Source organism: Massilia sp. LXY-5 (assembly GCF_059801075.1).
Map to the genome: position 1 here is coordinate 34,739 of NZ_JBNNEH010000004.1, position 20,982 is coordinate 55,720.

The window sequence follows — 20,982 nt, forward strand, 5'->3', positions numbered from 1 at the left end:
GTATTTTACAGCTTATTTAAGGACTCACTTTACAAGCCGATCGCCAGCGAGGACGGTGGTGGACTGGATCACGATCGGTGTCACCGGTACATTCTGCATGCCGCGCATGTCGTCGACCATCACGCCCTTGATCTTGTCGACCGTTTCCTGCCCCTTCACCACGCGCCCGAACACGGTGTAGCCGTGGCCGTCCTGGCCCGGATAATCGAGCCCGGCATTATCGTTGACGTTGATGAAGAACTGCGAAGTCGCCGAATTCGGGTTGTCGGTACGCGCCATGGCCAGCGTGTAGGGCTTGTTCGAGAGGCCGTTCTTCGACTCGCTCGGGATCGGCTTGCGCACGCCAGGCTTGTCGACCAGTTTCTCGGTATAGCCGCCGGCCTGGATCATGAAGCCGTCGATCACGCGGTGGAAGACCGTGCCCTTGTAAAAGCCCGACTTTACGTATTGCATGAAGTTCGCCGTGCTCTTCGGGGCGTGTTCGGCGTCGAGTTCGACCACGATCTCGCCCATCGTCGTCTTGATCGCCACCTGCGGATTGTCGGCGGCGAAGGCGTGGCCGGCAAAGCCGATCGCCAGCGCGGCCGCGGCCAGGTGCGTCAGAAGGGCGCGGCGGGATTGTTTTTGTGCGTGCATGGGGCGTCTCCTCGGTGGACGTGGCGCAAGGCCTGTCAAGTCTTTTGCAGAAAAATAAACCTGAGCCATATGCGGCCAGCCGGGTTTTTATCAATGCTATACTTTGCGCAGAACGTCCCATTCTATCAAAAGAATTTGGTATCCAAGAACAACAAAGAGGGCTGACGGTCCCGACGCAAGAGCGAATCCCGGCGCGCGCTGTATAGCGAACGCGCTCGGGATTCGTATTGCTCCGGGCTTCCGATCCCCTCTCGAAACATCACCACCCATGAGCCAATTAAAGATCTACAACACGCTGGCGCGCGAGAAACAGGTATTCGTCCCGATGGAGGCCGGCAAGGTCGGCATGTATGTCTGCGGCATGACCGTCTACGACTACTGCCACGTCGGCCACGCGCGCATGATGATGGCCTTCGACGTCATCTATCGCTGGCTCATGGAATCGGGGTATCAGGTCAAGTACGTGCGCAACATCACGGACATCGACGACAAGATCATCAAGCGCGCGGTCGAGAACGGCGAGACGCTGTCCTCGCTCGTCACGCGGTTTACCCAATACATGGACGAGGACTTCGCCGCGCTGAACATGCTGCCGGCGAGCTTCGTTCCGCGCGCCACCGAGCACGTGCCCGGCATGCTGGCGATCATCGAAAAGCTCGAAGAGAAGGGCCTGGCCTACAAGAGCGAGGACGGCGACGTCAACTACGCGGTGCGCAGCTTCCCGAACTACGGCAAGCTGTCGGGCAAGTCGCTCGACGACCTGCGTGCCGGCGAACGCGTCGACGTCAACACCGGCAAGCGCGACCCGCTCGATTTCGTGCTGTGGAAAGCGGCCAAGGAATCCGAACCCGCGGAAGCGAAATGGGATTCGAAATGGGGCCGCGGCCGTCCGGGCTGGCACATCGAGTGCTCGGCCATGTCCTGCGCGCACCTGGGCGAACACTTCGACATCCACGGCGGCGGCCAGGACCTGCAATTCCCGCACCACGAAAACGAGATCGCCCAGAGCGAAGGCGCCTTCGGCGTGCCGATGGTGAACTACTGGGTGCACAACGGTTTCGTCCGCGTCGATAACGAGAAGATGTCCAAGTCCCTGGGCAATTTCTTCACGATCCGCGACGTCCTCAAGAAATACGATGCCGAAGTCATCCGCTTCTTCATCGTGCGCGCCCACTACCGCAGCCCGCTGAACTATTCGGACGTGCACATCGACGACGCCAAGGGTGCGCTCACGCGCCTGTACACGGCCCTCGGCGATGTCGACCTCGGCAGCGAGACGCCCGCCGTCGACTGGAGCGAGGCCCATGCCCGGCGTTTCCGCGAAGCGATGGACGACGATTTCAACACGCCGCTGGCCGTGGCCGAGCTGTTCGACCTGGCAAGCGAAGTCAACCGCACCAAGTCGGTCGCGACGGCGCGCCAGCTGAAAGCCCTGGCCGGCGTGCTCGGCCTTCTGCAGCGTGCGCCGCAGGAATTCCTGCGTGCCGGAGGTGGACAAGAGGGGCAGGGCGGCCTCGCCGAAGCCGAGATCGCCGACCTGATCGCGGCCCGTGCCGCCGCCAAGAAGGCGCGCAACTTCGCGGAAGCGGACGGCATCCGCGCCGAGCTGCTGGCCGCCGGGATCATCCTGGAAGACAAACCGGACGGGACGACGAACTGGCGTCGCGCATGATGGCAGCGGAAAAGGACAACGGCGGCAACGGCACGCCGGAACTCGAGGTGCCCGCGTACTGGGCCGAGGCGAAAGCCGAGCTGATGAAGCGCGACCGCATCATGAAGCGCCTCATTCCGCAGTTCGGCGACATGCACCTGAAGGGGCATCCCGATCCGTTCACGACCCTGGCGCGCTCGATCGTCGGCCAGCAGGTCACGCCGAAAGCGGCCGACGCCGCCTGGGCCAAGCTGAACGCGTGCTGTCCGAAGCTGACCCCGGGCCAGATCATCAAGCTCGGCGCCGAGCAGCTGTCCGCCTGCGGCCTGTCCAAACGCAAGACCGAATACATCCTCGACCTGGCCGACCATTTCAAGGCCAAGCGCGTGCACACGAACCTGTGGTCCGAGATGGACGACGAGGCCGTCATTGCCGAACTCGTGCAGATCCGCGGCATCAGCCGCTGGACGGCCGAGATGTTCCTGATCTTCAACCTGCTGCGTCCGAACGTCCTGCCGCTCGACGACGCGGGCCTGATCCAGGGCATCAGCCAGAACTATTTTTCCGGAGAGCCCGTCTCGCGCAGCGATGCACGCGAGGTGGCGGCCAACTGGGAGCCCTGGCGCACCGTCGCCACCTGGTATCTGTGGCGCAGTCTCGATCCCGGCGCTGCCTCAGGTTTGGCGTCCGCAGCGGCCTCCGGTACGGTAGAATAACGCCAAATCGCCGCGCGAACGCCTTGCGCCATGGCAACAGAATAACCCCCGGAGGTACAATGACTAAAACAACTTTCCTCAGTTTCGAGCAGCCTATTGCCGAACTCGATTCGAAAATCGAAGAGCTGCGTTTCGTCCAGGACGATTCCGCCGTCGACATTTCGGAAGAGATCGATCGCCTCGACAAGAAGAGCCAGCAGCTCACGAAAGACATCTACGCCAAGCTGACTCCGTGGCAGGTCTCGCAGATCGCGCGCCACCCGCAGCGTCCGTACACGATGGACTATGTGAACGCGATCTTCACCGATTTCCACGAGCTGCACGGCGACCGCACCTTTGCCGACGACCAGTCGATCATCGGCGGCCTGGCGCGCTTCAACGGCCAGGCCTGCATGGTCATCGGCCACCAGAAGGGCCGCGACACCAAAGAGCGCGCGATGCGCAATTTCGGCATGCCGAAACCGGAAGGCTACCGCAAGGCGATGCGCCTGATGAAGGTCGCCGAAAAGTTCAACCTGCCGATCTTCACCTTCGTCGATACCCCGGGCGCGTTCCCAGGCATCGACGCCGAAGAGCGCGGCCAGTCGGAAGCGATCGGCCACAACCTCTACGTCATGGCCGAGCTGAAAGTGCCGCTGATCGCCACCATCATCGGTGAAGGCGGTTCCGGCGGCGCGCTGGCGATTGCCGTGGGCGACGCCGTGCTGATGCTGCAATACGCGACCTATTCGGTCATTTCTCCGGAAGGCTGCGCCTCGATCCTGTGGAAGACCTCGGAGCGCGCAGCCGACGCCGCCGACGCACTGGGCCTGACCGCGCATCGCCTGAAGGCAATGGGCGTGATCGACAAGATCGTTACCGAGCCGCTGGGCGGCGCCCACCGCGATCCGAAGAACATGGCGCAGATGCTCAAGCGCGCGCTGGCCGATACCCTGCGCCAGTTCCAGGGCATGAAGACCAAGGATTTGCTCGAAGCCCGTCACGCAAAACTGATGGCTTACGGTAAGTTCAAGGAAACGACCCCAAGCGACGAGTGAGTTGGTTTCAGTGAGTAGTCCATCAGCCGGGTCCGTCCCGGCCATCTTCGCGCGCACGCTCGCCAGCTTGCGCGCACAGTTTTCCCCTTCCACGATCGCCATTGCCTGTAGCGGCGGCCTCGATTCGATGGTCCTCCTGCAACTGGCGTCGAACTGGTGCCAGGCGCAAGGCAGCTCTCTCTTCGTTTTCCACGTTCATCACGGTCTCAGCGCGCATGCCGGCGCCTGGCAGCGGCATGTCCAGGACAGCAGCGCCGCGCTCGGCCTGCGCTTCGACGTGCGCCAGGTCCAGGTCGACGGCGCCGGCTCCGGAACCGAGGCGGCCGCACGCAAGCTGCGCTACCGCGCGCTGGGAGAGATGTGCCGCGCGCACGGCGCGACCCTGCTGCTGACCGCCCACCACCTCGATGACCAGGCAGAAACCGTGCTGTTGCAACTGCTGCGCGGCTCGGGTCCGGCCGGACTGTCCGGCATGGATGCGGCCAACGCCGCGCCCGAATTGCTGGGCAACCCGGACCTCGTCATGGCGCGGCCCTTGCTGCCCTTGTCGCGCGCCGAGCTCGAAGCCCATGCGCTTGCGAACGGGCTGGCCTGGGTCGAGGACGAATCGAACGGCGACACCCGTTATGCACGCAATGCGCTGCGCCATCAGGTGATGCCGGCGCTGGCGCAGGCCTTTCCCGGTTTCCAGCAGCGCTTCGCGCGCAGCGCCGCGCATGCGCAGTCGGCCCAGCGCCTCCTGAACGAACTGGCGGCGCAAGACCTGGCGGCAACCCTGGTCGACGGCGCCATCGACGTGGCCCGTCTGCACGCCATGAGCCTGGACCGCGTCTACAACCTGTTGCGCCACTGGTTCGCGCAGCAGAACCTGGCGATGCCCTCGACCGCCTGGCTGACGGAACTGGTGGCGCAGCTGATCGAGGCGCGCCACGACGCCCAGCTCCTGGTGACGCACCCGGCCTGCCACCTGCGGCGCCACCGCGACCGCCTGTACGTCACGCCGAAGCTGGCCATTCTCTCCGGCATGCGCGACCCGGACGACGAAGGCGTGCTGGAGAAAGAAGGGGAGAGCTTCCGCTGGCAGGGCGAAGCGCAGCTGGCCTTCCCGGCCTACGGCGGCGTACTGCATTTCGAGCTGGCCGCCGACGGCCCGGGTTTCGATCCGGCCTGGTTGCGTGAGCGCGCCCTCGTCATCGATTTCCGCAAGGGCGGCGAACGCCTCAAGCTGGCCGCCAACAGGCCGACCCGTCCTTTGAAAGCCCATTACCAGGCGGCCGACATTCCGGCCTGGGAGCGTGTGCGCCTGCCGGTCGTCAGCAGCGGGCGCGACCTGCTGTTCGCGGCGGGTCTCGGCATGGACTGTCATCATTTCGCCGCGGCAGGGCTCGATGCCGTCGCCCTGCGCTGGGAGTCCAGGCCTGAATAGTTTCTATTCGAAAAGCGTATTACTTTATTTTCTTTTCGTATAGCTTTTCGGCCTTCCCTCATTGCGATCTTGCAGTGCAACATGCTAGAGTAGGTGTTCCCTTTTATCCTCTCCACGCTGGGAAGCTTCCTGTTATGGCATTAATTGTCCACAAATACGGTGGTACGTCGATGGGTTCGACGGACCGCATCAAGAACGTCGCAGCCCGCGTCGCCAAGTGGCACGACGCCGGCAACCAGATCGTCGTGGTGCCGTCCGCGATGTCGGGCGAGACCAACCGCCTGATCGGCCTGGCCAAACAGATCATGGACCAGCCCGACCCGCGCGAACTGGACATGATCGCCTCGACCGGCGAACAGGTCTCGGTCGGCCTGCTCGCGATGGCCTTGCTGGCCATCGGCAAGGACGCCGTGTCCTACACCGGCTGGCAAGCCGGCATCCGCACCGATTCCGCCTTCACCAAGGCCCGCATCCAGTCGATCGACGACACGCGTGTGCGCGCCGACCTCGACGCGGGTAAGATCGTCATCATCACCGGCTTCCAGGGCATGGACGAAGAGGGCAACATCTCGACGCTGGGCCGCGGCGGTTCGGACACCTCGGCCGTGGCGATCGCCGCCGCGCTGAAGGCCGACGAATGCCTGATCTACACCGACGTGGACGGCGTCTACACGACCGACCCGCGCGTCGTCGATGAGGCGCGCCGCCTGGAAAAGATTACTTTTGAAGAAATGCTGGAACTGGCTTCGCTCGGCTCGAAAGTGCTGCAGACCCGCTCGGTCGAGTTCGCCGGTAACTACCAGGTCCCGACGCGCGTGCTGTCGTCGCTGACCGATCCGCACATGCCGCTGCACGAGGAAGCCAACTCCGGCACCCTGATTTCGTTTGAGGAAGAAACCAACATGGAACAAGCCGTCATCTCCGGTATCGCATTCACCCGTGATGAAGCCAAGATTACCGTCCTCGGCGTGCCCGACAAGCCGGGCGTCGCCTACCACATCCTGGGCCCGGTCTCGGACGCCAATATCGAAGTGGACATGATCATCCAGAACCAGTCGGTGGACGGCAAGACCGACTTCACCTTCACGGTTTCGCGCGGCGACTACCAGCGTGCGCTGGCGGTGCTGGAAAGCCAGCGCGAAGAGCTGGGCTACACCCGCGTCGTCGGCGATGCCAAGGTCTCGAAGGTGTCTGCGGTCGGCGTGGGCATGCGCAGCCACGTGGGCGTCGCCTCGCAGATGTTCCGTACGCTGGCCGACGAGGGCATCAACATCATGATGATCTCGACCTCCGAGATCAAGATTTCGGTGCTGATCGACGAGAAGTACATGGAACTGGCCGTTCGTGCCCTGCATAAAGCTTTTGACTTGGAAAAAGCTTAACTTTTTCCATATTTTTGGGTGCGTTGCCTTGACCAATCGGGCACCGCCCATTAAGATGCTTGCACTCAGCGCTAGCGCAGTTTGCTGGAGTTGATTGGAGACGTGGCCGAGTGGCCGAAGGCACATCCCTGCTAAGGATGCATATGGCTTATACCCGTATCGTGGGTTCGAATCCCACCGTCTCCGCCAGGTTACAAAAGAGAAAGCCACCGAAAGGTGGCTTTTTCTTTTGTAACTCGGCGGAGACGAGGAGAGCGCCTGCGCGCTCTCCGGGTGTCGCCAAGGCGGTAGATTCGAAGGGTTGCGCGTACTCGCGCAACCGCGGCCCGCCTAACGTGGGCGAATCCCACCGTGCACAGCGCTGCAGTCACCGCAAGCCGCCTTTTTTCGCCTGGTTCACCACCGCCGAATCGGTCAGCCAGGCCCCAAAGTTCGAAAGTATCATGAAGCTCACCCAGACAATCCGCGCTGCGCTCGCGCTTTGTGCGATTGCAGCGCTCGCCCCCGCCAGCGGCCTCGCGCAGCCGGCTCCCGCCGCAATCCATGCCTTGACGGTCCAGGCTTCGCAGTCTCCGTCGCTGCCTGCGGGTCCCTACGACGAACGTGGCTGGCTCGATCGGTTCTACGCCCCCCGCAACTATGCGCCAGCCTGGAATGCGTCGACCGCCGCGGCGGCCTTGTGGGTGCTGCGCCGGGCCGCGCTGCAGGGCTTGAACCCGGCCGACTACGGCGCGGACTCCCTGCAGCGGCAGCTGCGCTCGGGCGAAGCCGATACCGCCCGCTTCGACGTCGCGCTGACCTCGGCCATGCTCCATTACCTGGCCGACCTGCGCGTCGGCCGCGTGCGCTCCGAATATCACAGCCGCGCACCCGATCCGCGGCTGAGGCAATACGACCCGGTCGAGCGCCTGCGTACCGGGCTCGCCGCCGGCAAGCTGCAGGCTGCGGTGCAGGCGGCCGAGCCGCAAATCTGGCAGTACGGACGGGTCAAGGCGGCCTTGGCGCAGTACCGCGAGCTGGCGGGGCAGGCTTATCCGGCGCTACCGCGACCGGATGCGAAGGTCCTGCCCGGCGGGGCTTATCCGGCCGTGAAGGAGCTGTATGCGCGCCTGGTCTTGTTGGGCGACCTGGCGGCCGATGCGCCGCCACCGCCCGAGGGAATCTACAGCGACCCGGTCGAAGAGGGCGTCCGGCATTTCCAGGCCCGTCACGGCCTGGATGAAGACGGCGTGCTCGGCCGCGGCACGATCGACGCGCTGAATGTCCCCCCGGCCCAGCGCGTGCGCCAGCTCGAACTGACGCTCGAGCGCCTGCGCTGGCTACCCGACTTCGGCCCTGGCCCGCTGATCGTGGTCGACCTGCCGGCTTACCGCTTGTGGGCCCTGAACAAGGGCAGCACCGAGGCGCCGCTCGAGATGCGGGTCGTGATTGGCTCCGCAGTCAAGACCGAAACCCCGCTCTTCGTCGGCCAGATGCGTTACGTCGAGTTCAATCCTTACTGGAACGTCCCGCGCAGCATTCTCGAAAAGGAAATGCTGCCCAAGCTCGAGCGCAACGCTGCCTACCTCACGCAGAACGACATGGAGACGGTGCCGCCAGGCGCCAGCGCGGCCGATCTCCGGGCCGGCCGGGCGCGCGTGCGCCAGCGCCCTGGGCCGAAAAATGCACTGGGGGCGATCAAGTTCGCGCTGCCTAATCCAATGGATATCTACCTGCACTCGACCCCGGCCCGCGAGTTGTTCCAGCGCAGCCGGCGCGACCTGTCGCATGGCTGCATCCGGGTCGAGCATCCGGCCGCTCTGGCCCAGTTCGTGCTCAGCCAACAGCGTCAATGGAATGCCGACACGATCCAGGACGCGCTGCAGGCGGGGCCGACCCGGCACGTCGACTTGATCCGTACGATTCCCGTCGTGATTTTCTACGCTACTGCCAGCGTCGACAGTGAAGGGATGCCGCGCTTTGCCAGGGATGTCTACGGCCGCGACCGCAAGCTCGAGCAGGACTTGCGGGCACGCTACGGACAGATGGCCCCTGCGGAAGGCCGATCTCCGAAATAAGCTGTCGCTTCGGCTGTACGGCGAACGGAGCAGACCGGTTCGCACCCCCGAGAGATCAGCGCGCCGTTCGCCGCCGCAGGGCATACAGCATGTACCCAACGATCCCGAGATTGACAAGCAGCAGCGCCAGGCTGAGCGGACCGGGCCGGTGAATCAGTTCCCTCACCTCGAAGGGAACGTACACCGCCCCGCTTGCCGCGGCAAACGCCTCGCCCCATCTCCGCCCGTACCACAGGCCGTACGCCTCGACCAGGCGTACCGCCGAATAGGTCATCGCTCCCGCCGCAAGCTGCCAGAGCCGCGCATCGTCGAGCCGGTTCGCGAAAGCGAGGAACACGCGCGGCACGCGGGATGCCGGGTTCAGGTGGGCATGGGTGACCAGGATCTCGGCAAAACGCTGGACGTCCCGGTGGACCAGCGAAAACAGGCCGAATCCGGCCAGCAGGACGACGGCCCCCTTGGCCCCCTCGAGCAGGGCGACCGCCCGTATACCTCGCGACATATGCATGGCTCTCCGATCTCGGGTTTGCTCGTATGCTACCTGATCAGGCCGCCTGTACGTCGCCCGCTGCTCAGGCCGGCAATGTCCCGATCGTCACGGTTTGCGCCTGCGCCCCGGACCGGCCTTCGGAGGTCTGGCCGCGTGGGAATGATTCGGGACAGGACTCGCCGGCCGCGCCAGTACCAGCGCCAGGTCGGTCGTCAACCGATGCAGCGAGAGCAGGTCGGCCGCGGCTGCCAGGGCGACACGGCCGAGTTCGGCGTTGCCGGCTTCGACCTGGGTCACGATGCGGTGCAGCGAGGCCAGCAACAGTGCATTCTCGGCCAGGCGCTCGCGCAGGCCGTCGAAGGCCAGGGTTTCCATGACGATTTGCTCATGCGCCAGGTCGGCCTCGATCGCGGTGACGATCGCATCGAATCCGGCACAGAAGCCGGCGTCCGGGAGGCAGGCGAGCGCGTGGATGCGAACGAACAGGAGCTTGCGCGCGCGGCGCAGGGCGCTTGCTGCCGTGTGCGGGGAGGACGAGGAGAGCGGGGCCATCGGAACTTCGCCAGCGCGGGGGAATCCAGGCCAGTGTGCCTCCACTACCGATATCAAGTTTGCGCTATCTCAAAGCGGCGCCCGGCGAAACCTGCCGCTATTTGCGTCCGGTGGCGCTGCGCCCCTCGCATGAGCCCGCAGCAGTTCTTATCGCCAGTCAAAGCCGCAGGGGCAACGCAATGGGAGCATGGTTCGTTTCCAGCAAGCGCGGAGAACGTATGGATGAGCTATTACGGTATTTCGAGGAAGAGCTGGGACTGTTCGGCCAGTATGCGCGCGAGTTCCGCAGCCGCTTTCCGAAGCCGGCGGGCGAGCTCCATATCGCCGGCGAGAGCTACGAGGATCCGAGCGTCGCGCGCCTGATCCAGTCGGTGGCGCTGCTCAGCGCGCGCATCCATAAGCGCCTCGACGACGACCATCCGAAATTCACCGAGTCCCTGCTCGAGAGCCTGTATCCCCATTACCTGCGTCCGCTGCCTTCCTATTCTGTGGCCCGGATTGTCCAGTCCGGCCGCGATGCGGGGGAGTTCGCCGCCATCGCGCGCGGCACGCCGCTGCGCAGCAGCCCGGTCGGCGGCACGGCCTGCCAGTTCCGCACCGTCTATCCGGTGCTGACCGGCCCGCTCCAGATCGTGCGCGCGGCCTTCGCGGTCCCGTTCGCGCTGCCCGCTGGAACATCGCGCGCAGCGGGCCTGCCGCGCGGCGTGACCGCGGGCGTGGCGATCTGCCTGGAATGGAAAGGGGCGCTCTCCGCCCTGTGCCGCCAGGGAATGGGCCGGCTGCGTGTGTTCGTCGACGGCGAGCCCTCGCTGCGCGCCGCCCTGATCGATGCCTTGTTCATGCGGGCGCGTGCCGCCTGGGTCGAGGCCGGCGATGGCAAACCCTGGCTGGCGCTCGACACGGTACCGCTGGGCCTGGCCGGCCTGGAAGAGGACGAGGCGCTGCTGCCGGCGCCGGCGCGTTCGCATCCGGCCTTCCGCCTGCTCACCGAGTATTTCACTTATCCGGAAAAATTCAACTTCATCGATATCGACCTGGGCGCGCTTGCCGGGCGCCTGCCGCCTGGCTGCGAGCGCTGCACGCTGCACGTCGGGCTGGTCGGCATGAGCGGCGACTGCGATGCCGCGCGCGTACTGGCGCCGCTGGCGGCGCGCCACCTGCTGCTCGGCTGCACGCCGGTGGTGAACCTGTTTCGCAAGGCCGGCGACCCGATCCAGCTGTCGCACACGCGCGCCGAGTACCGGCTCGCGGCCGATGGCGCCCACGCCGCCGCTTTCGAGATCCACAGCATCGACAAGGTATGCGTCGTGCGCGAGGCGCGCGGACACACCGGCGTCACCGAATTCGGCCCGCTGTACGCGGTGCGTCACGAGGGCGCAGCAGCAGCGGCAGCGGCGCCGGGCCGCTTCTGGGTGGCCCGCCGCGACGAGACGCTGGCCCGGATCAGTCCCGGGCACGAACTCAAGCTGGCCCTGGTCGATCCGGAATTCAGTGCGGACGAGGCATCCAGCGCCACGATCTCGACCGAATTGACCTGCTCGAACCGCGACCTGCCCCTGCAACTGCGCATCGGCCAGCCCGCCGGCGACCTGCTGGCCGAATCCTCGAGCGGCGCCGTGCCCTTCGGCCTGCTCCGCAAGCCGACGCCGAGCTGGCGCTTCGGTGGCGGTAGCGGCGGCGATGGCGCCCACTGGCGCCTGATCGCGCACCTGGCCCTGAACCATGCGGGACTGACGACGGCCGGCCTGCCGGACCTGCAGAAGATGCTGGCCCTGTACGACCTGCCGCGTTCTCCGGTCGCGCGGCGCCAGATCGCGGGCATCGTCGGCCTCGAGCACGGCAGCGTGCGCGCCTGGCTCAGGACCCGGCCGGTATCCTCGCTGATGCCGGGGGTGGGCATCCGCATGACGGTCGACGAAGAGGCTTTCGCCGGCAGTTCGCTCTACGTGTTCGCGCAGGTGATGGACCGCTATTTTTCCCTGAACAGCCAGCTCAACTGCTTCACCCGGCTCGAGATCGTCTCGCACCAGAGCGGAGAGGAGATGTTCGCATGCCCCCCACGCAGCGCCGAGAAATTGCGCCCCTGATCGAGCGCTTGCTGGCGGCGCCGCACACCTTCGAGTTCGTCCAGGCGGTATCGATCCTGCTGGCCTGGCTGGCCGAGCGGGGCGTACCGTCCGAGCAGGCCCTGCGCGAGCGCCTCCGCTTCGAGAACAGCCTGGGGCTGGGTTTCCCCGCATCCGAGATCGAGGCCATCGCCCGCATTCCGGACGGGTCCGAAGGCGACCGCTTCAGCCTGACCCCGGCCTTCATGGGCCTGCTCGGCGTGCACGGCGCGCTGCCCCTGCACGTCACCGAACGCATCGCCGCCTGGCAGGGCGGGCGCGACGATGCTGCGCCGCGCGCCTTCCTCGACCTGGTGTCGAACCGGATGCTGGCGCTGTTCTACCGCGCCTGGCAGAAAAGCCGGGTCGAGCACATGGCCGCCGGCAGGGAGGGCGATCCGGACCGCTTCCGGCCGCTGCTGCTGGCCCTGGCCGGTTGCCCGCCCGGCCGCCCTCCGGGTGCGCCGCCGGTGCCGGATGGCCTGATCGCCCATTTCGCCGGCCTGCTGCAACAGCGTCCGCGCCCGGGCGTGGTGCTGGCGCGCCTGCTGTCCGATTATCTCGGCGTCGCGGTGGAACTCGAGGAAGCGGTCGGCTACTGGGACCGCCTGCAGGCCGATGAACAGGCCGCGCTGGGCGTCAATGCCGAGCTCGGCGAAAACGTCTTGCTGGGCGCACGCAGCTGGCGGCCCGACCTGCGCGCGCGCCTGCGCATCGGTCCGCTCGATGCGGCTGCGTTTGCCCACTTCCTGCCCAGCGGCGCCGGCAGTGCGCTGCTGAGTGCGGTCCTGCGCAGGTTCGCCGAACCCACGGTCGGCTTCGAAGTGCAGCTCGTGCTGCGCGCGCAGGAAGTGCGGCCTGTCCAGCTGGCCGGGCCTGCAGGAGCGGCGGCGCGCCTCGGACGCGACAGCTTCCTCGTCAGCAGCACCGCACAGGCAGACCGGGCCGACATGCGCTACCTGGTGCTGCCGATGGCCCCGCTCGGGGCGAGGGGCTGAGCTTTCGCTTGACCTTCCCATGGTGGAAAGGTCTATGCTGGCGTGGATCGAAAGGAAAAACCATGGACAAGAAAACCGATCAGCTCGCCGATGCAGGCGTGGCCAGCTTTGATATTTCCGGTATGACATGCGCCTCCTGCGTCGCGCGTGTCGAGAAAGCGATACGTGCGGTGCCCGGGGTGCTCGATGCCGGCGTCAACCTGGCGACCGAACGGGCCAGCGTGCGCGGGTCGGCGGCGCCCGATGCCGTGCTGGCGGCCGTGCACAAGGCCGGCTATGAGGGCAGCGTGACGCCCGCCGCCAGGCCGGCGGCAGGCGCCAGGACCGCTCCGGCCTGGTGGCCGCTGGCGTTCGCGCTGCTGTTCACCGCGCCCCTGGCGGCGCCGATGCTGGGCCATCTGATGGGCCGCGACTGGTCGCTCCCCGGGTGGCTGCAATGGCTGCTGGCCACGCCGGTGCAGTTCTGGCTCGGCGCGCGCTTCTACCGGGCCGGCTGGAAAGCGCTGCGCGTTGGCAGCGGCAACATGGACCTGCTGGTGGCGATCGGCACCAGCGCGGCGTACGGACTGTCGGTCTGGCTGCTGGCAAGGGGCGGCGAACCCGGCAGCACGCACCTCTATTTCGAATCGTCGGCGACCGTCATCACCCTGGTCCTGCTCGGCAAATGGCTCGAGGCCCGCGCCAAGGGGCAGACGGTGGAAGCGATCCGCGCGCTCGAAGCGCTGCGCGCGAGCGAAGCCATCGTGCGCCGCGGCGGCGTCGACACCGCGATTGCGCTCGACAGCTTGCGCGTCGGCGACGTGCTGGTCGTGCGTCCCGGCGCGCGCGTCGCCGCCGACGGGCGCGTGCTCGATGGCCGCAGCCACCTCGACGAGTCGCTGCTGACCGGGGAAAGCCTGCCGCAGGCGAAAGGGCCGGGCGCGCGCGTGACGGGCGGCGCCGTGAATGGCGAAGGCCTGCTGCTGGTCGAGGTGACGGCGGTCGGGGCCGAGACCATGCTCTCGAAAATCATCCGCCAGGTCGAGGACGCGCAGGCCGTCAAGGCGCCGGTGCAGCGCCTGGTCGACCGCGTCAGCGCGCTGTTCGTGCCGGTCGTGCTGCTCATTTCGCTGCTCACCCTGCTCGGCTGGGGCCTCGCCACCGGCGACTGGCAGGCGGCCCTGCTCAATGCGGTGGCGGTGCAGGTGATCGCCTGTCCCTGCGCGCTCGGGCTCGCGACCCCGACCGCGATCATGGTCGGCACCGGGGCCGCCGCGCGCCACGGCATCCTGATCCGCGACGCCGAAGCGCTGGAGCGGGCGCACGCCGTCGACACGGTCGTGTTCGACAAGACCGGCACCCTGACCGAAGGCCGGCCGCGGCTCGTTGCGGTCGAGGGCCATGATGCGCGAGCGGTGGCGACCCTGGCCGCGGCGGTGCAGCAGCACAGCGAACATCCGCTGGCGCATGCGGTCGCCGAGCACGTGCGCGAACAGGGCCTGGCGGTACCGCTGGCCGGCGCGGCGCGTGCCTTGCCGGGGCGCGGCGTGCAGGCCGAGGTCGACGGCGCGACCGTCTATCTCGGCAACGCGCGCCTGATGGAGGAGCTGAACGCCGATACCGATGCCTGGCGCGCCGCCGCCGACCGGCACGAGGCCGACGGACGCACGGTGTCGTGGCTGGCAAAGAGCACGCAGGGCGGGCAGGGCGCACCCGAGGTCCTGGGCCTGCTCGCGTTCGGCGACCGTATCAAGGAAGGCGCTGTGGAGGCCGTCGCGCGCCTGAAAGCGATGGGTGTGACGCCCATGATGCTAACCGGCGACAATGCGGGAGCGGCGCGGGCCGTGGCCGAAGCGCTCGGCATCGCGCGCTACACGCCCCGGGTGCTGCCCGGCGAAAAGGCCGAGGCCGTGCGTGCGGCCATCGCGGCCGGCGGCACGGTGGCGATGGTCGGCGACGGCATCAACGACGCGCCGGCGCTGGCGGCGGCCGACGTCGGCATTGCGATGGCCGGCGGCACGGACGTCGCCATGCACACCGCCGGCATCACCCTGATGCGCGGCGATCCGCGCCTGGTGGCCGATGCCATCGCGGTCTCGCAGCGCACCTGGAGCAAGATCCGCCAGAACCTGGGCTGGGCCTTCGTGTACAACCTGGTCGGCATCCCGCTGGCCGCCTTCGGCCTGCTCAACCCGATGCTGGCCGGCGCCGCGATGGCGCTCAGTTCGGTGAGCGTGGTCGCCAACGCGCTGCTGCTGCGCGGCTGGCGGCCGGCGCCGACGAATCTTAAAACCGCCGGCACGCAGTTTGAGCGTGCGGCACCCCAATCGACAGGAGAAAAAACGATGTATGAACTGACTGTGGAAGGCATGAGCTGCGGCCACTGCGTGGGCCGCGTGACGAAAACCGTGCAGGCACTGGACGCCGGCGCGAAGGTGGACATCGACCTGGCCAGCAAGAAGGTGCGGATCGACAGCCGCGCGGAGCTGGAGCGGATCGCGGCGGCGATCGACGAAGCTGGCTATCCGGTGACGGCGCGCTCGGCGGCGTAAGGGCGGCTAGCGCATCGCCGAGCGCAGGGCGGCGGCCTCGAAATACACCCGCGTGATCGCTGGGTCGAATGCCTCCACCGCGCGCTCGAGCCGGGCGATCGCCACGTCGACCTCGTCGATGCGCATGCCGCGCCTGAAGCGCACGGCCGCCGTCAGCAGCACGTCCTGCGGCCCCAGCTGCATCGTCATCAGCTGGCCGACGCTCTCGATGGCCGGGTCGGCGCGAAACAGTTCCTTCAGCTTGCCGGTCTGTTCGACGCCGACGCTTTCGCCCAGCAGCAGGGCGCCGGTCTCGCGCGCCAGCGTGAAGGAAGCGCCCACCAGCAGCAGGCCGATCGCGATCGAGGCGGCGGGATCGATATACACGTTGTCGAACAGGTGGCCCAGGAAAATGCCGGCCGCCGCCACCACGATGCCGATCAGCGCCGCCGTATCCTCGATGAAGACCGTGAAGGTCGACGCGTCCTTGCTCGCCTTGACCGTCTGCCAGAGCGAGGCGCCGGGACGGCGCTTGCCGTTCAGTGCGCGGCGAGATACGTTCCAGCTGTATCCTTCGAAAAGAAAGGCGACGCCCAGCACGACATAGTTCCAGGTGGGGTCGGTCAGCGCTTCCGGCGCGCGCAGGCTCTGGATGCCGTGGTAGATCGACAGCCCGCCGCCCAGCGAAAACACGGACAGCGCGACGACCAGCGCCCAGAAGTACACGGCCTTGCCGTAGCCGAAGGGATGGCGCGCGTCCGGTTTCCTGGCGCTGATCTTTTCGCCGATGAGCAGCAGCAGCTCGTTGCCGGTATCGACCGCCGAGTGGATGCCTTCGGCGAGCATCGCGGCGCTGCCGGTGAGCGCGGCGACGACGAACTTGGCGGCGGCGATGCCGAGGTTGGCGACGATGGCAGCGTAAATAACCTTTTTGCTGTCGGTGGCGGCGGGCTTGGTTTCGTTATTGGTTTCGGTCATTCGTTTCGTTCATTGTTTTCGGTCGTGTTCGAACAGGAGGTCAGCTTGGTGTCCAGTCTAGCGAATTCGCCGTTTTCACCGGGCACGGCTGCGCCATGAGCGTCCGCAACCTGAATAAACTGTTCGCGCCGCGCTCGGTGGCGCTGATCGGCGCCTCGAACCGTCCCGGCAGCCTGGGCACCACGCTGCTGCACAACCTGATGGCAGGCGGCTTTCGCGGCAGCATCCACCCGGTCAATCCGAACTACACCGAACTGGCCGGACTGCCCACCGTGGCCAGCGTGGCGGACCTGGCGGCCGCGCCCGACCTGGCCGTGATCTGCACCCCGCCGGCAACGCTGCCGACGATCATCCGCCAGCTGGGCGAAAAAGGGACGCGCGCGGCCATCGTGCTCAGCGCCGGCCTGGCCGAGGCCCGCGACGAGCGCGGCCGCTCCCTGAAGCAGGCCATGCTCGATGCGGCCAATCCCTATTTGCTGCGCATCCTCGGGCCGAACAGTGCGGGCCTGCTGGCGCCCGGCCTCGGCCTGAACGCCAGCGTCGCCAACAGCGGCGCGCTGCCTGGACGGATTGCCTTCGTTTCGCAATCGGGCGCGCTGATGACCGGGGTGCTCGACCGGGCCCGCTCGCGCGGGATCGGCTTCTCGCATTTCATTGCGCTCGGCGATTCGAGCGACGTCGACCTCGGCGACGTGCTCGACTACCTGGCCAGCGATGGCGGAACCAGCTCGATCCTGCTGTACGTGGAACACCTGCGCTATGCCCGTAAATTCATGTCGGCCGCGCGCGCGGCGGCACGCAGCAAGCCGACCCTGGTGCTGAAGGCCGGGCGCGCCGGCGCCGCAAGGTTCGGCCAGCCGCGCGCCGCCGCCAGCGAGAGCGGGGCGCTGGCGGGCATGGACGACGTGTTCGACGCGGCGATCCGGCGTGCCGGCATGCTGCGCGTGTTCACCACCGAGCAGCTGTTCGCCGCGGTCGAGACCCTGGCGCACGCAAGAGCGCTGCACGGCGAGCGCCTGGCGATCCTCGCCAACGGCGCCGGTCCCGGCGTGCTCGCCTTCGACGCCCTGGTCTGCGGCGGCGGCGTCGCCGCGACCCTGGCGCCGGCGACGATCGAACGCCTGGCCGCCGTGTTGCCGCGCCGGGTCGCGCATGCCAATCCGGTCAACCTGCACGGCGACGCCGAACCCGAACGCTACCGCCAGGCGCTCGAGATCCTGCTGCAGGACCCGAACGCCGACGCCGTGCTGGTCGTGCACGCGCCGACCGCCACCGTCGACAGCGCCGACGTCGCGCGCGCGATCGCGCCGCTGGCGAAAGGCGCCTCGCGCAACGTCCTCTCGTGCTGGCTGGGCGGCGACTCGGTCCTCGAGGCGCGCGAGGTCGCTTCAAACGCCGGGATGCCGACCTTCGACACGCCCGAAGACGCCGTCGCGGGCTTCCTGCAGATCGTCCACTACCGCCAGAACCAGAACCTGCTGATGCAGGTACCGCCCTCGATCTCGAGCATCGCCGCCAGCGAACGGGGCATGGCGCGCGCGCTGGTGCGCGAAGCGCTGGCGGCGGGCCGCTACCTGCTGTCCGACCCCGAGACCAAGGCGATCCTGCGTGCCTACGGCATGGCGCTGGTGGAGACGCGCGCGGCCCAGACCGTCGACGACGCGGTGGCCGCCGCGCGCAGCATCGGCTTTCCGGTGGCCGTCAAGATCCTCTCGCCGGACGTGATGCACAAGTCGGACGTCGGCGGCGTGGCGCTCGACCTCGACTCCGAGCAGGCGGTGCGCGCCGCCGCCCAGCGCGTGCGCAAGCGCCTCGGCGAGATGCGCCCGGATGCGCGCTTCGAGGGCTTTTCGGTGCAGGCGATGGCGCGCAGGCCGGAAGGGCATGAGCTGATCCTGGGCGCGGCGACCGACCCGGTGTTCGGGCCGGTGATCCTGTTCGGCCAGGGCGGCATCGCGGCGCAGGTGGCGGACGACCACGCGGTGGCGCTGCCGCCCCTGAACGCGGTGCTGGCGCGCGAGATGATCGACCGCACGCGGGTGGCGCGGCTGCTGGCCGGCTACCGCAACCGGCCGCCGGCCGACATGGATGCGATCGTCGCGACCCTGGTGCAGGTCTCGCGCCTGGTGTGCGACATCCCGGAAATCGTCGAACTCGACATCAACCCGCTGCTGGCCGACGCCAACGGCGCCATCGTGCTCGACGCCCGCATGCGCCTGGCGCTGGCCGACCGTTCCGGCAGCACCCTCGACCGCCTCGCGATCCGGCCCTATCCGCGCGAACTGGAAGAGACCATCGAGTGGTGCGGCGCGCCGCTGCTGCTGCGGCCGGTGCGGCCCGAGGACGGGCCGGCCCACCTGCGGCTGTTCGACGCGCTGACGCCGGACGACGTGCGCTACCGGATGTTCGTGCGCGTGCGCGAACTGCAGCCCTCGCAGCTGGCGCGCTTCACCCAGATCGACTACGACCGCGAGATGGCCTTCATCGCAACCAGGACCGGGCCGGACGGGTTGCCCGAGACGCTTGGGGTAGGGCGCGTGGTGGCCGACCCGGACAACGTCAGCGCCGAGTTCGCGGTGACGGTGCGCTCGGACCTGAAAGGGCATGGCCTGGGCCGGATCCTGATGCAGAAGCTGATCGATTACTGCCGGGTGCGCGGCACCCGCGAGATCGTCGGCGAGGTCCTGCCGCAGAACAGCCGCATGATCGCCCTGGTGCGCAAGCTCGGCTTCACGGTCTCGCCCTCGGGCGAGGAGGGCGTGCGCAAGCTGACGCTGACGCTGCGGTGAATGGCTTGCGCGCCGTGCACGCGTGCGTTGAACGCGTGGGCGGCGCACACGCTGCGTTGATGCACAGGGAAAGGTGGAGCCGCCCACCCTACGTCCTGCTTATTCGTAGGGTGGGCGGGTCTCCCGCCCACGCGTTCAACCAGCTCCAGCATCCTCGCGCAGGGAAGATCAGCGCCGGAAGCGCACGTCCTCGGTGACCACCTTGGCTTCGCCCTTCGGCTTCTTCGGCTTTTTAGGCTTCTTCACCACCTGGCCGCTGGCATTCGTCTCCGGCACCCGGTGATCGGGCGCGAAGCCGGGTTCCTCGACCCGTTGCAGGGTCTGCCCGGTCAGATGCTCGATGGCCGCCAGCTGGTTGACTTCGTCGGCGCAGACCAGCGACACCGCCTCGCCCGAGGCGCCGGCCCGCCCCGTGCGCCCGGTGCGGTGCACATAATCCTCGGCCACGATCGGCAGGTCGACGTTCACCACCACCGGCAGGTCGTCGATGTCGAGCCCGCGCGCGGCGACGTCGGTCGCCACCAGGATCCGGACCTCGCCCGCCTTGAAGCGCTCGAGCGCGCGCAGGCGCGCCGGCTGCGGCTTGTCGCCGTGGATCGAATCGGCATCGATGCGTTTCGCCGCCAGCAGCTCGACCAGTTCGTCGACCCCGCGCCGGGTCTTGACGAAGGCCAGCACCTGGCCCCAGCCGTGCTGCTTGAGCAGGTGCAGGAAGAGTTCGGGTTTGCGCTTCTTGTCGACCGGCACTACCCACTGTTTGATTGCCTTGACCGTCGTGTTGCGCGGCGCCGTCTCGATCCGGACCGGGTCGCGCAGCAGCCTGTTGCCCAGCGCCCGGATCGGATCCGAGAAGGTCGCCGAGAACAGCAGGGTCTGGCGTGTCTTCGGCAGGGCGGCCAGGATCTGGTCGAGTTCGCGTGAAAAGCCAAGGTCGAGCATGCGGTCCGCTTCGTCCAGCACCAGCATCGTCACGCCGTTCAGTTTCAGGGCATTCTGGCGCTCCAGGTCGAGCAGGCGGCCGGGCGTGGCGACCAGCAGGTCGACGCCTTTACGCAGGTGCATCATCTGCGGATTGATGCTGACCCCGCCATAGGCCACCATGGTGCGCAGGGGCAGGCCGGCGCTGTAGGCCTTGACGCTCTCGTGCACCTGCTCGGCCAGTTCGCGCGTGGGCACCAGCACCAGGGCGCGCGCCGCGTTGGGGGACAGCTGGCCTTTCATGGCCAGGCGCTGGATCAGCGGCAGGGCGAAGCCGGCCGTCTTGCCGGTACCGGTCTGGGCCGCGGCCATGACGTCGCGGCCGGCCAGGACGGCGGGAATGGCCTGCGCCTGGACCGGGGTCGGTGTGCTGTAGCCGAGCGTAGCGAGGGTGCCTGCGATCTGGTCGATCAGGCCGAGCGAGGAAAACGACATGTGAACCTTGGGCAAATGAACAGCCGCCAGTTTACCTCGCACGGCGCCGCGGCGGACAATTTGATGCGCCCAGTCCCGCTAGTAGTCGATGAAGCAGACGATGGGCGCGAGGGTCACGGCGGCGATCGGCTTGACCGGCTCCTGGCGGCCCTTGCAGGCACTGGCCAGCAGGCAGGCAAGGGCGACGGCGCCGAAGCGCAGGGCACGCTTGGTCATGGCGGTTCCTCCTTCGCCTCCATGAT

At 67.4% G+C, this 20,982-nt stretch carries 16 protein-coding genes and 1 tRNA gene; 11 read left to right on the forward strand and 6 right to left on the reverse strand.

The features are described from left to right. Nucleotides 1-24 precede the first annotated feature (24 nt). Nucleotides 25-636 (reverse strand): peptidylprolyl isomerase, encoded by a 612-nt coding sequence (locus ACI48I_RS14400; RefSeq protein WP_498574547.1) that lies wholly within the window; start codon nucleotides 634-636, stop codon nucleotides 25-27. A 268-nt stretch (nucleotides 637-904) separates the two neighbouring features. Here ACI48I_RS14400 and cysS point away from each other — a divergent pair, with 268 nt between their 5' ends. The 7 genes from cysS to ACI48I_RS14435 all read left to right on the forward strand — a co-directional run bounded on the left by cysS (nucleotide 905) and on the right by ACI48I_RS14435 (nucleotide 8,905). Then, nucleotides 905-2,308 carry a cysteine--tRNA ligase gene (cysS, locus tag ACI48I_RS14405; RefSeq protein ID WP_498574548.1) on the forward strand — a complete coding sequence of 468 codons (1,404 nt, stop codon included), beginning with the start codon at nucleotides 905-907 and terminating at the stop codon, nucleotides 2,306-2,308. After that, nucleotides 2,308-3,003 carry a DNA-3-methyladenine glycosylase family protein gene (locus tag ACI48I_RS14410; RefSeq protein WP_193689116.1) on the forward strand — a complete coding sequence of 232 codons (696 nt, stop codon included), beginning with the start codon at nucleotides 2,308-2,310 and terminating at the stop codon, nucleotides 3,001-3,003. Before cysS ends, ACI48I_RS14410 begins: the two co-directional genes overlap by 1 nt. 59 nt (nucleotides 3,004-3,062) lie before the next feature. After that, nucleotides 3,063-4,040 (forward strand): acetyl-CoA carboxylase carboxyltransferase subunit alpha, encoded by a 978-nt coding sequence (locus ACI48I_RS14415; protein ID WP_498574549.1) that lies wholly within the window; start codon nucleotides 3,063-3,065, stop codon nucleotides 4,038-4,040. A gap of 10 nt (nucleotides 4,041-4,050) precedes the next feature. Continuing rightward, nucleotides 4,051-5,466, forward strand: coding sequence for a tRNA lysidine(34) synthetase TilS (gene tilS, locus ACI48I_RS14420; RefSeq protein ID WP_498574550.1), 1,416 nt, complete (start codon nucleotides 4,051-4,053; stop codon nucleotides 5,464-5,466). 134 nt (nucleotides 5,467-5,600) lie between these two features. After that, the gene (locus tag ACI48I_RS14425; RefSeq protein ID WP_193686268.1) at nucleotides 5,601-6,848 is read left to right on the forward strand and encodes an aspartate kinase; all 1,248 of its coding nucleotides are present in this window, start codon (nucleotides 5,601-5,603) and stop codon (nucleotides 6,846-6,848) included. A gap of 96 nt (nucleotides 6,849-6,944) precedes the next feature. Beyond that, nucleotides 6,945-7,037: transfer RNA gene (locus tag ACI48I_RS14430), tRNA-Ser, on the forward strand. 254 nt (nucleotides 7,038-7,291) lie between these two features. Continuing rightward, nucleotides 7,292-8,905, forward strand: coding sequence for a L,D-transpeptidase family protein (locus ACI48I_RS14435; protein WP_498574551.1), 1,614 nt, complete (start codon nucleotides 7,292-7,294; stop codon nucleotides 8,903-8,905). Nucleotides 8,906-8,960: 55 nt separating this feature from the next. On the opposite strand, the gene ACI48I_RS14440 is transcribed toward ACI48I_RS14435, so the two are convergent. After that, on the reverse strand, nucleotides 8,961-9,407 hold the full coding sequence (locus ACI48I_RS14440; RefSeq protein WP_498574552.1) for a DUF2127 domain-containing protein: 447 nt from the start codon (nucleotides 9,405-9,407) through the stop codon (nucleotides 8,961-8,963). Between the two features lie 93 nt (nucleotides 9,408-9,500). After that, entirely contained in the window at nucleotides 9,501-9,947 is a 447-nt protein-coding gene (locus ACI48I_RS14445) for a hypothetical protein (RefSeq protein WP_193686265.1), read from the reverse strand. A 218-nt stretch (nucleotides 9,948-10,165) separates the two neighbouring features. Between ACI48I_RS14445 and tssF the strand changes: the two genes are divergently transcribed. The 3 genes from tssF (at nucleotide 10,166) to ACI48I_RS14460 (ending at nucleotide 15,581) form a co-directional block, all read left to right on the forward strand. Next, on the forward strand, nucleotides 10,166-12,034 hold the full coding sequence (gene tssF, locus ACI48I_RS14450) for a type VI secretion system baseplate subunit TssF (protein ID WP_498574553.1): 1,869 nt from the start codon (nucleotides 10,166-10,168) through the stop codon (nucleotides 12,032-12,034). Then, nucleotides 11,998-13,050, forward strand: a complete 1,053-nt coding sequence (gene tssG / locus ACI48I_RS14455; RefSeq protein WP_498574554.1) for a type VI secretion system baseplate subunit TssG — start codon at nucleotides 11,998-12,000, stop codon at nucleotides 13,048-13,050. The genes tssF and tssG overlap by 37 nt, the downstream gene beginning before the upstream one ends. 62 nt (nucleotides 13,051-13,112) lie before the next feature. Beyond that, on the forward strand, nucleotides 13,113-15,581 hold the full coding sequence (locus tag ACI48I_RS14460) for a heavy metal translocating P-type ATPase (protein ID WP_498574555.1): 2,469 nt from the start codon (nucleotides 13,113-13,115) through the stop codon (nucleotides 15,579-15,581). Between the two features lie 6 nt (nucleotides 15,582-15,587). Here ACI48I_RS14460 and ACI48I_RS14465 read toward each other — a convergent pair whose 3' ends face one another. Beyond that, nucleotides 15,588-16,538 carry a cation diffusion facilitator family transporter gene (locus tag ACI48I_RS14465; RefSeq protein ID WP_498574556.1) on the reverse strand — a complete coding sequence of 317 codons (951 nt, stop codon included), beginning with the start codon at nucleotides 16,536-16,538 and terminating at the stop codon, nucleotides 15,588-15,590. Nucleotides 16,539-16,633: 95 nt separating this feature from the next. On the opposite strand from ACI48I_RS14465, the gene ACI48I_RS14470 reads away from it, so the two are divergent. Further along, nucleotides 16,634-19,327: a bifunctional acetate--CoA ligase family protein/GNAT family N-acetyltransferase gene (locus ACI48I_RS14470; protein WP_498574557.1), complete on the forward strand. Its 2,694-nt coding sequence runs from the start codon at nucleotides 16,634-16,636 to the stop codon at nucleotides 19,325-19,327. A 168-nt stretch (nucleotides 19,328-19,495) separates the two neighbouring features. Here ACI48I_RS14470 and ACI48I_RS14475 read toward each other — a convergent pair whose 3' ends face one another. Both ACI48I_RS14475 and ACI48I_RS14480 read right to left on the reverse strand, forming a co-directional pair. After that, entirely contained in the window at nucleotides 19,496-20,740 is a 1,245-nt protein-coding gene (locus tag ACI48I_RS14475) for a DEAD/DEAH box helicase (protein ID WP_498574558.1), read from the reverse strand. A gap of 78 nt (nucleotides 20,741-20,818) precedes the next feature. Next, nucleotides 20,819-20,956, reverse strand: a complete 138-nt coding sequence (locus ACI48I_RS14480; RefSeq protein WP_498574559.1) for a hypothetical protein — start codon at nucleotides 20,954-20,956, stop codon at nucleotides 20,819-20,821. Nucleotides 20,957-20,982 lie beyond the last annotated feature (26 nt).

Excerpts from the sequence above, each read along its gene's own strand:
- ACI48I_RS14440 (WP_498574552.1), bottom strand. The coding sequence starts at position 9,407 with ATGTCGCGAGGTATACGGGCGGTCGCCCTGCTCGAGGGGGCCAAGGGG.
- ACI48I_RS14400 (WP_498574547.1), bottom strand. The coding sequence starts at position 636 with ATGCACGCACAAAAACAATCCCGCCGCGCCCTTCTGACGCACCTGGCC.
- ACI48I_RS14445 (WP_193686265.1), bottom strand. The coding sequence starts at position 9,947 with ATGGCCCCGCTCTCCTCGTCCTCCCCGCACACGGCAGCAAGCGCCCTG.
- cysS (WP_498574548.1), top strand. The coding sequence starts at position 905 with ATGAGCCAATTAAAGATCTACAACACGCTGGCGCGCGAGAAACAGGTA.
- ACI48I_RS14465 (WP_498574556.1), bottom strand. The coding sequence starts at position 16,538 with ATGACCGAAACCAATAACGAAACCAAGCCCGCCGCCACCGACAGCAAA.
- ACI48I_RS14475 (WP_498574558.1), bottom strand. The coding sequence starts at position 20,740 with ATGTCGTTTTCCTCGCTCGGCCTGATCGACCAGATCGCAGGCACCCTC.
- ACI48I_RS14415 (WP_498574549.1), top strand. The coding sequence starts at position 3,063 with ATGACTAAAACAACTTTCCTCAGTTTCGAGCAGCCTATTGCCGAACTC.
- ACI48I_RS14460 (WP_498574555.1), top strand. The coding sequence starts at position 13,113 with ATGGACAAGAAAACCGATCAGCTCGCCGATGCAGGCGTGGCCAGCTTT.
- tssF (WP_498574553.1), top strand. The coding sequence starts at position 10,166 with ATGGATGAGCTATTACGGTATTTCGAGGAAGAGCTGGGACTGTTCGGC.
- ACI48I_RS14435 (WP_498574551.1), top strand. The coding sequence starts at position 7,292 with ATGAAGCTCACCCAGACAATCCGCGCTGCGCTCGCGCTTTGTGCGATT.
- ACI48I_RS14480 (WP_498574559.1), bottom strand. The coding sequence starts at position 20,956 with ATGACCAAGCGTGCCCTGCGCTTCGGCGCCGTCGCCCTTGCCTGCCTG.
- ACI48I_RS14425 (WP_193686268.1), top strand. The coding sequence starts at position 5,601 with ATGGCATTAATTGTCCACAAATACGGTGGTACGTCGATGGGTTCGACG.
- ACI48I_RS14470 (WP_498574557.1), top strand. The coding sequence starts at position 16,634 with ATGAGCGTCCGCAACCTGAATAAACTGTTCGCGCCGCGCTCGGTGGCG.
- ACI48I_RS14410 (WP_193689116.1), top strand. The coding sequence starts at position 2,308 with ATGGCAGCGGAAAAGGACAACGGCGGCAACGGCACGCCGGAACTCGAG.
- tssG (WP_498574554.1), top strand. The coding sequence starts at position 11,998 with ATGCCCCCCACGCAGCGCCGAGAAATTGCGCCCCTGATCGAGCGCTTG.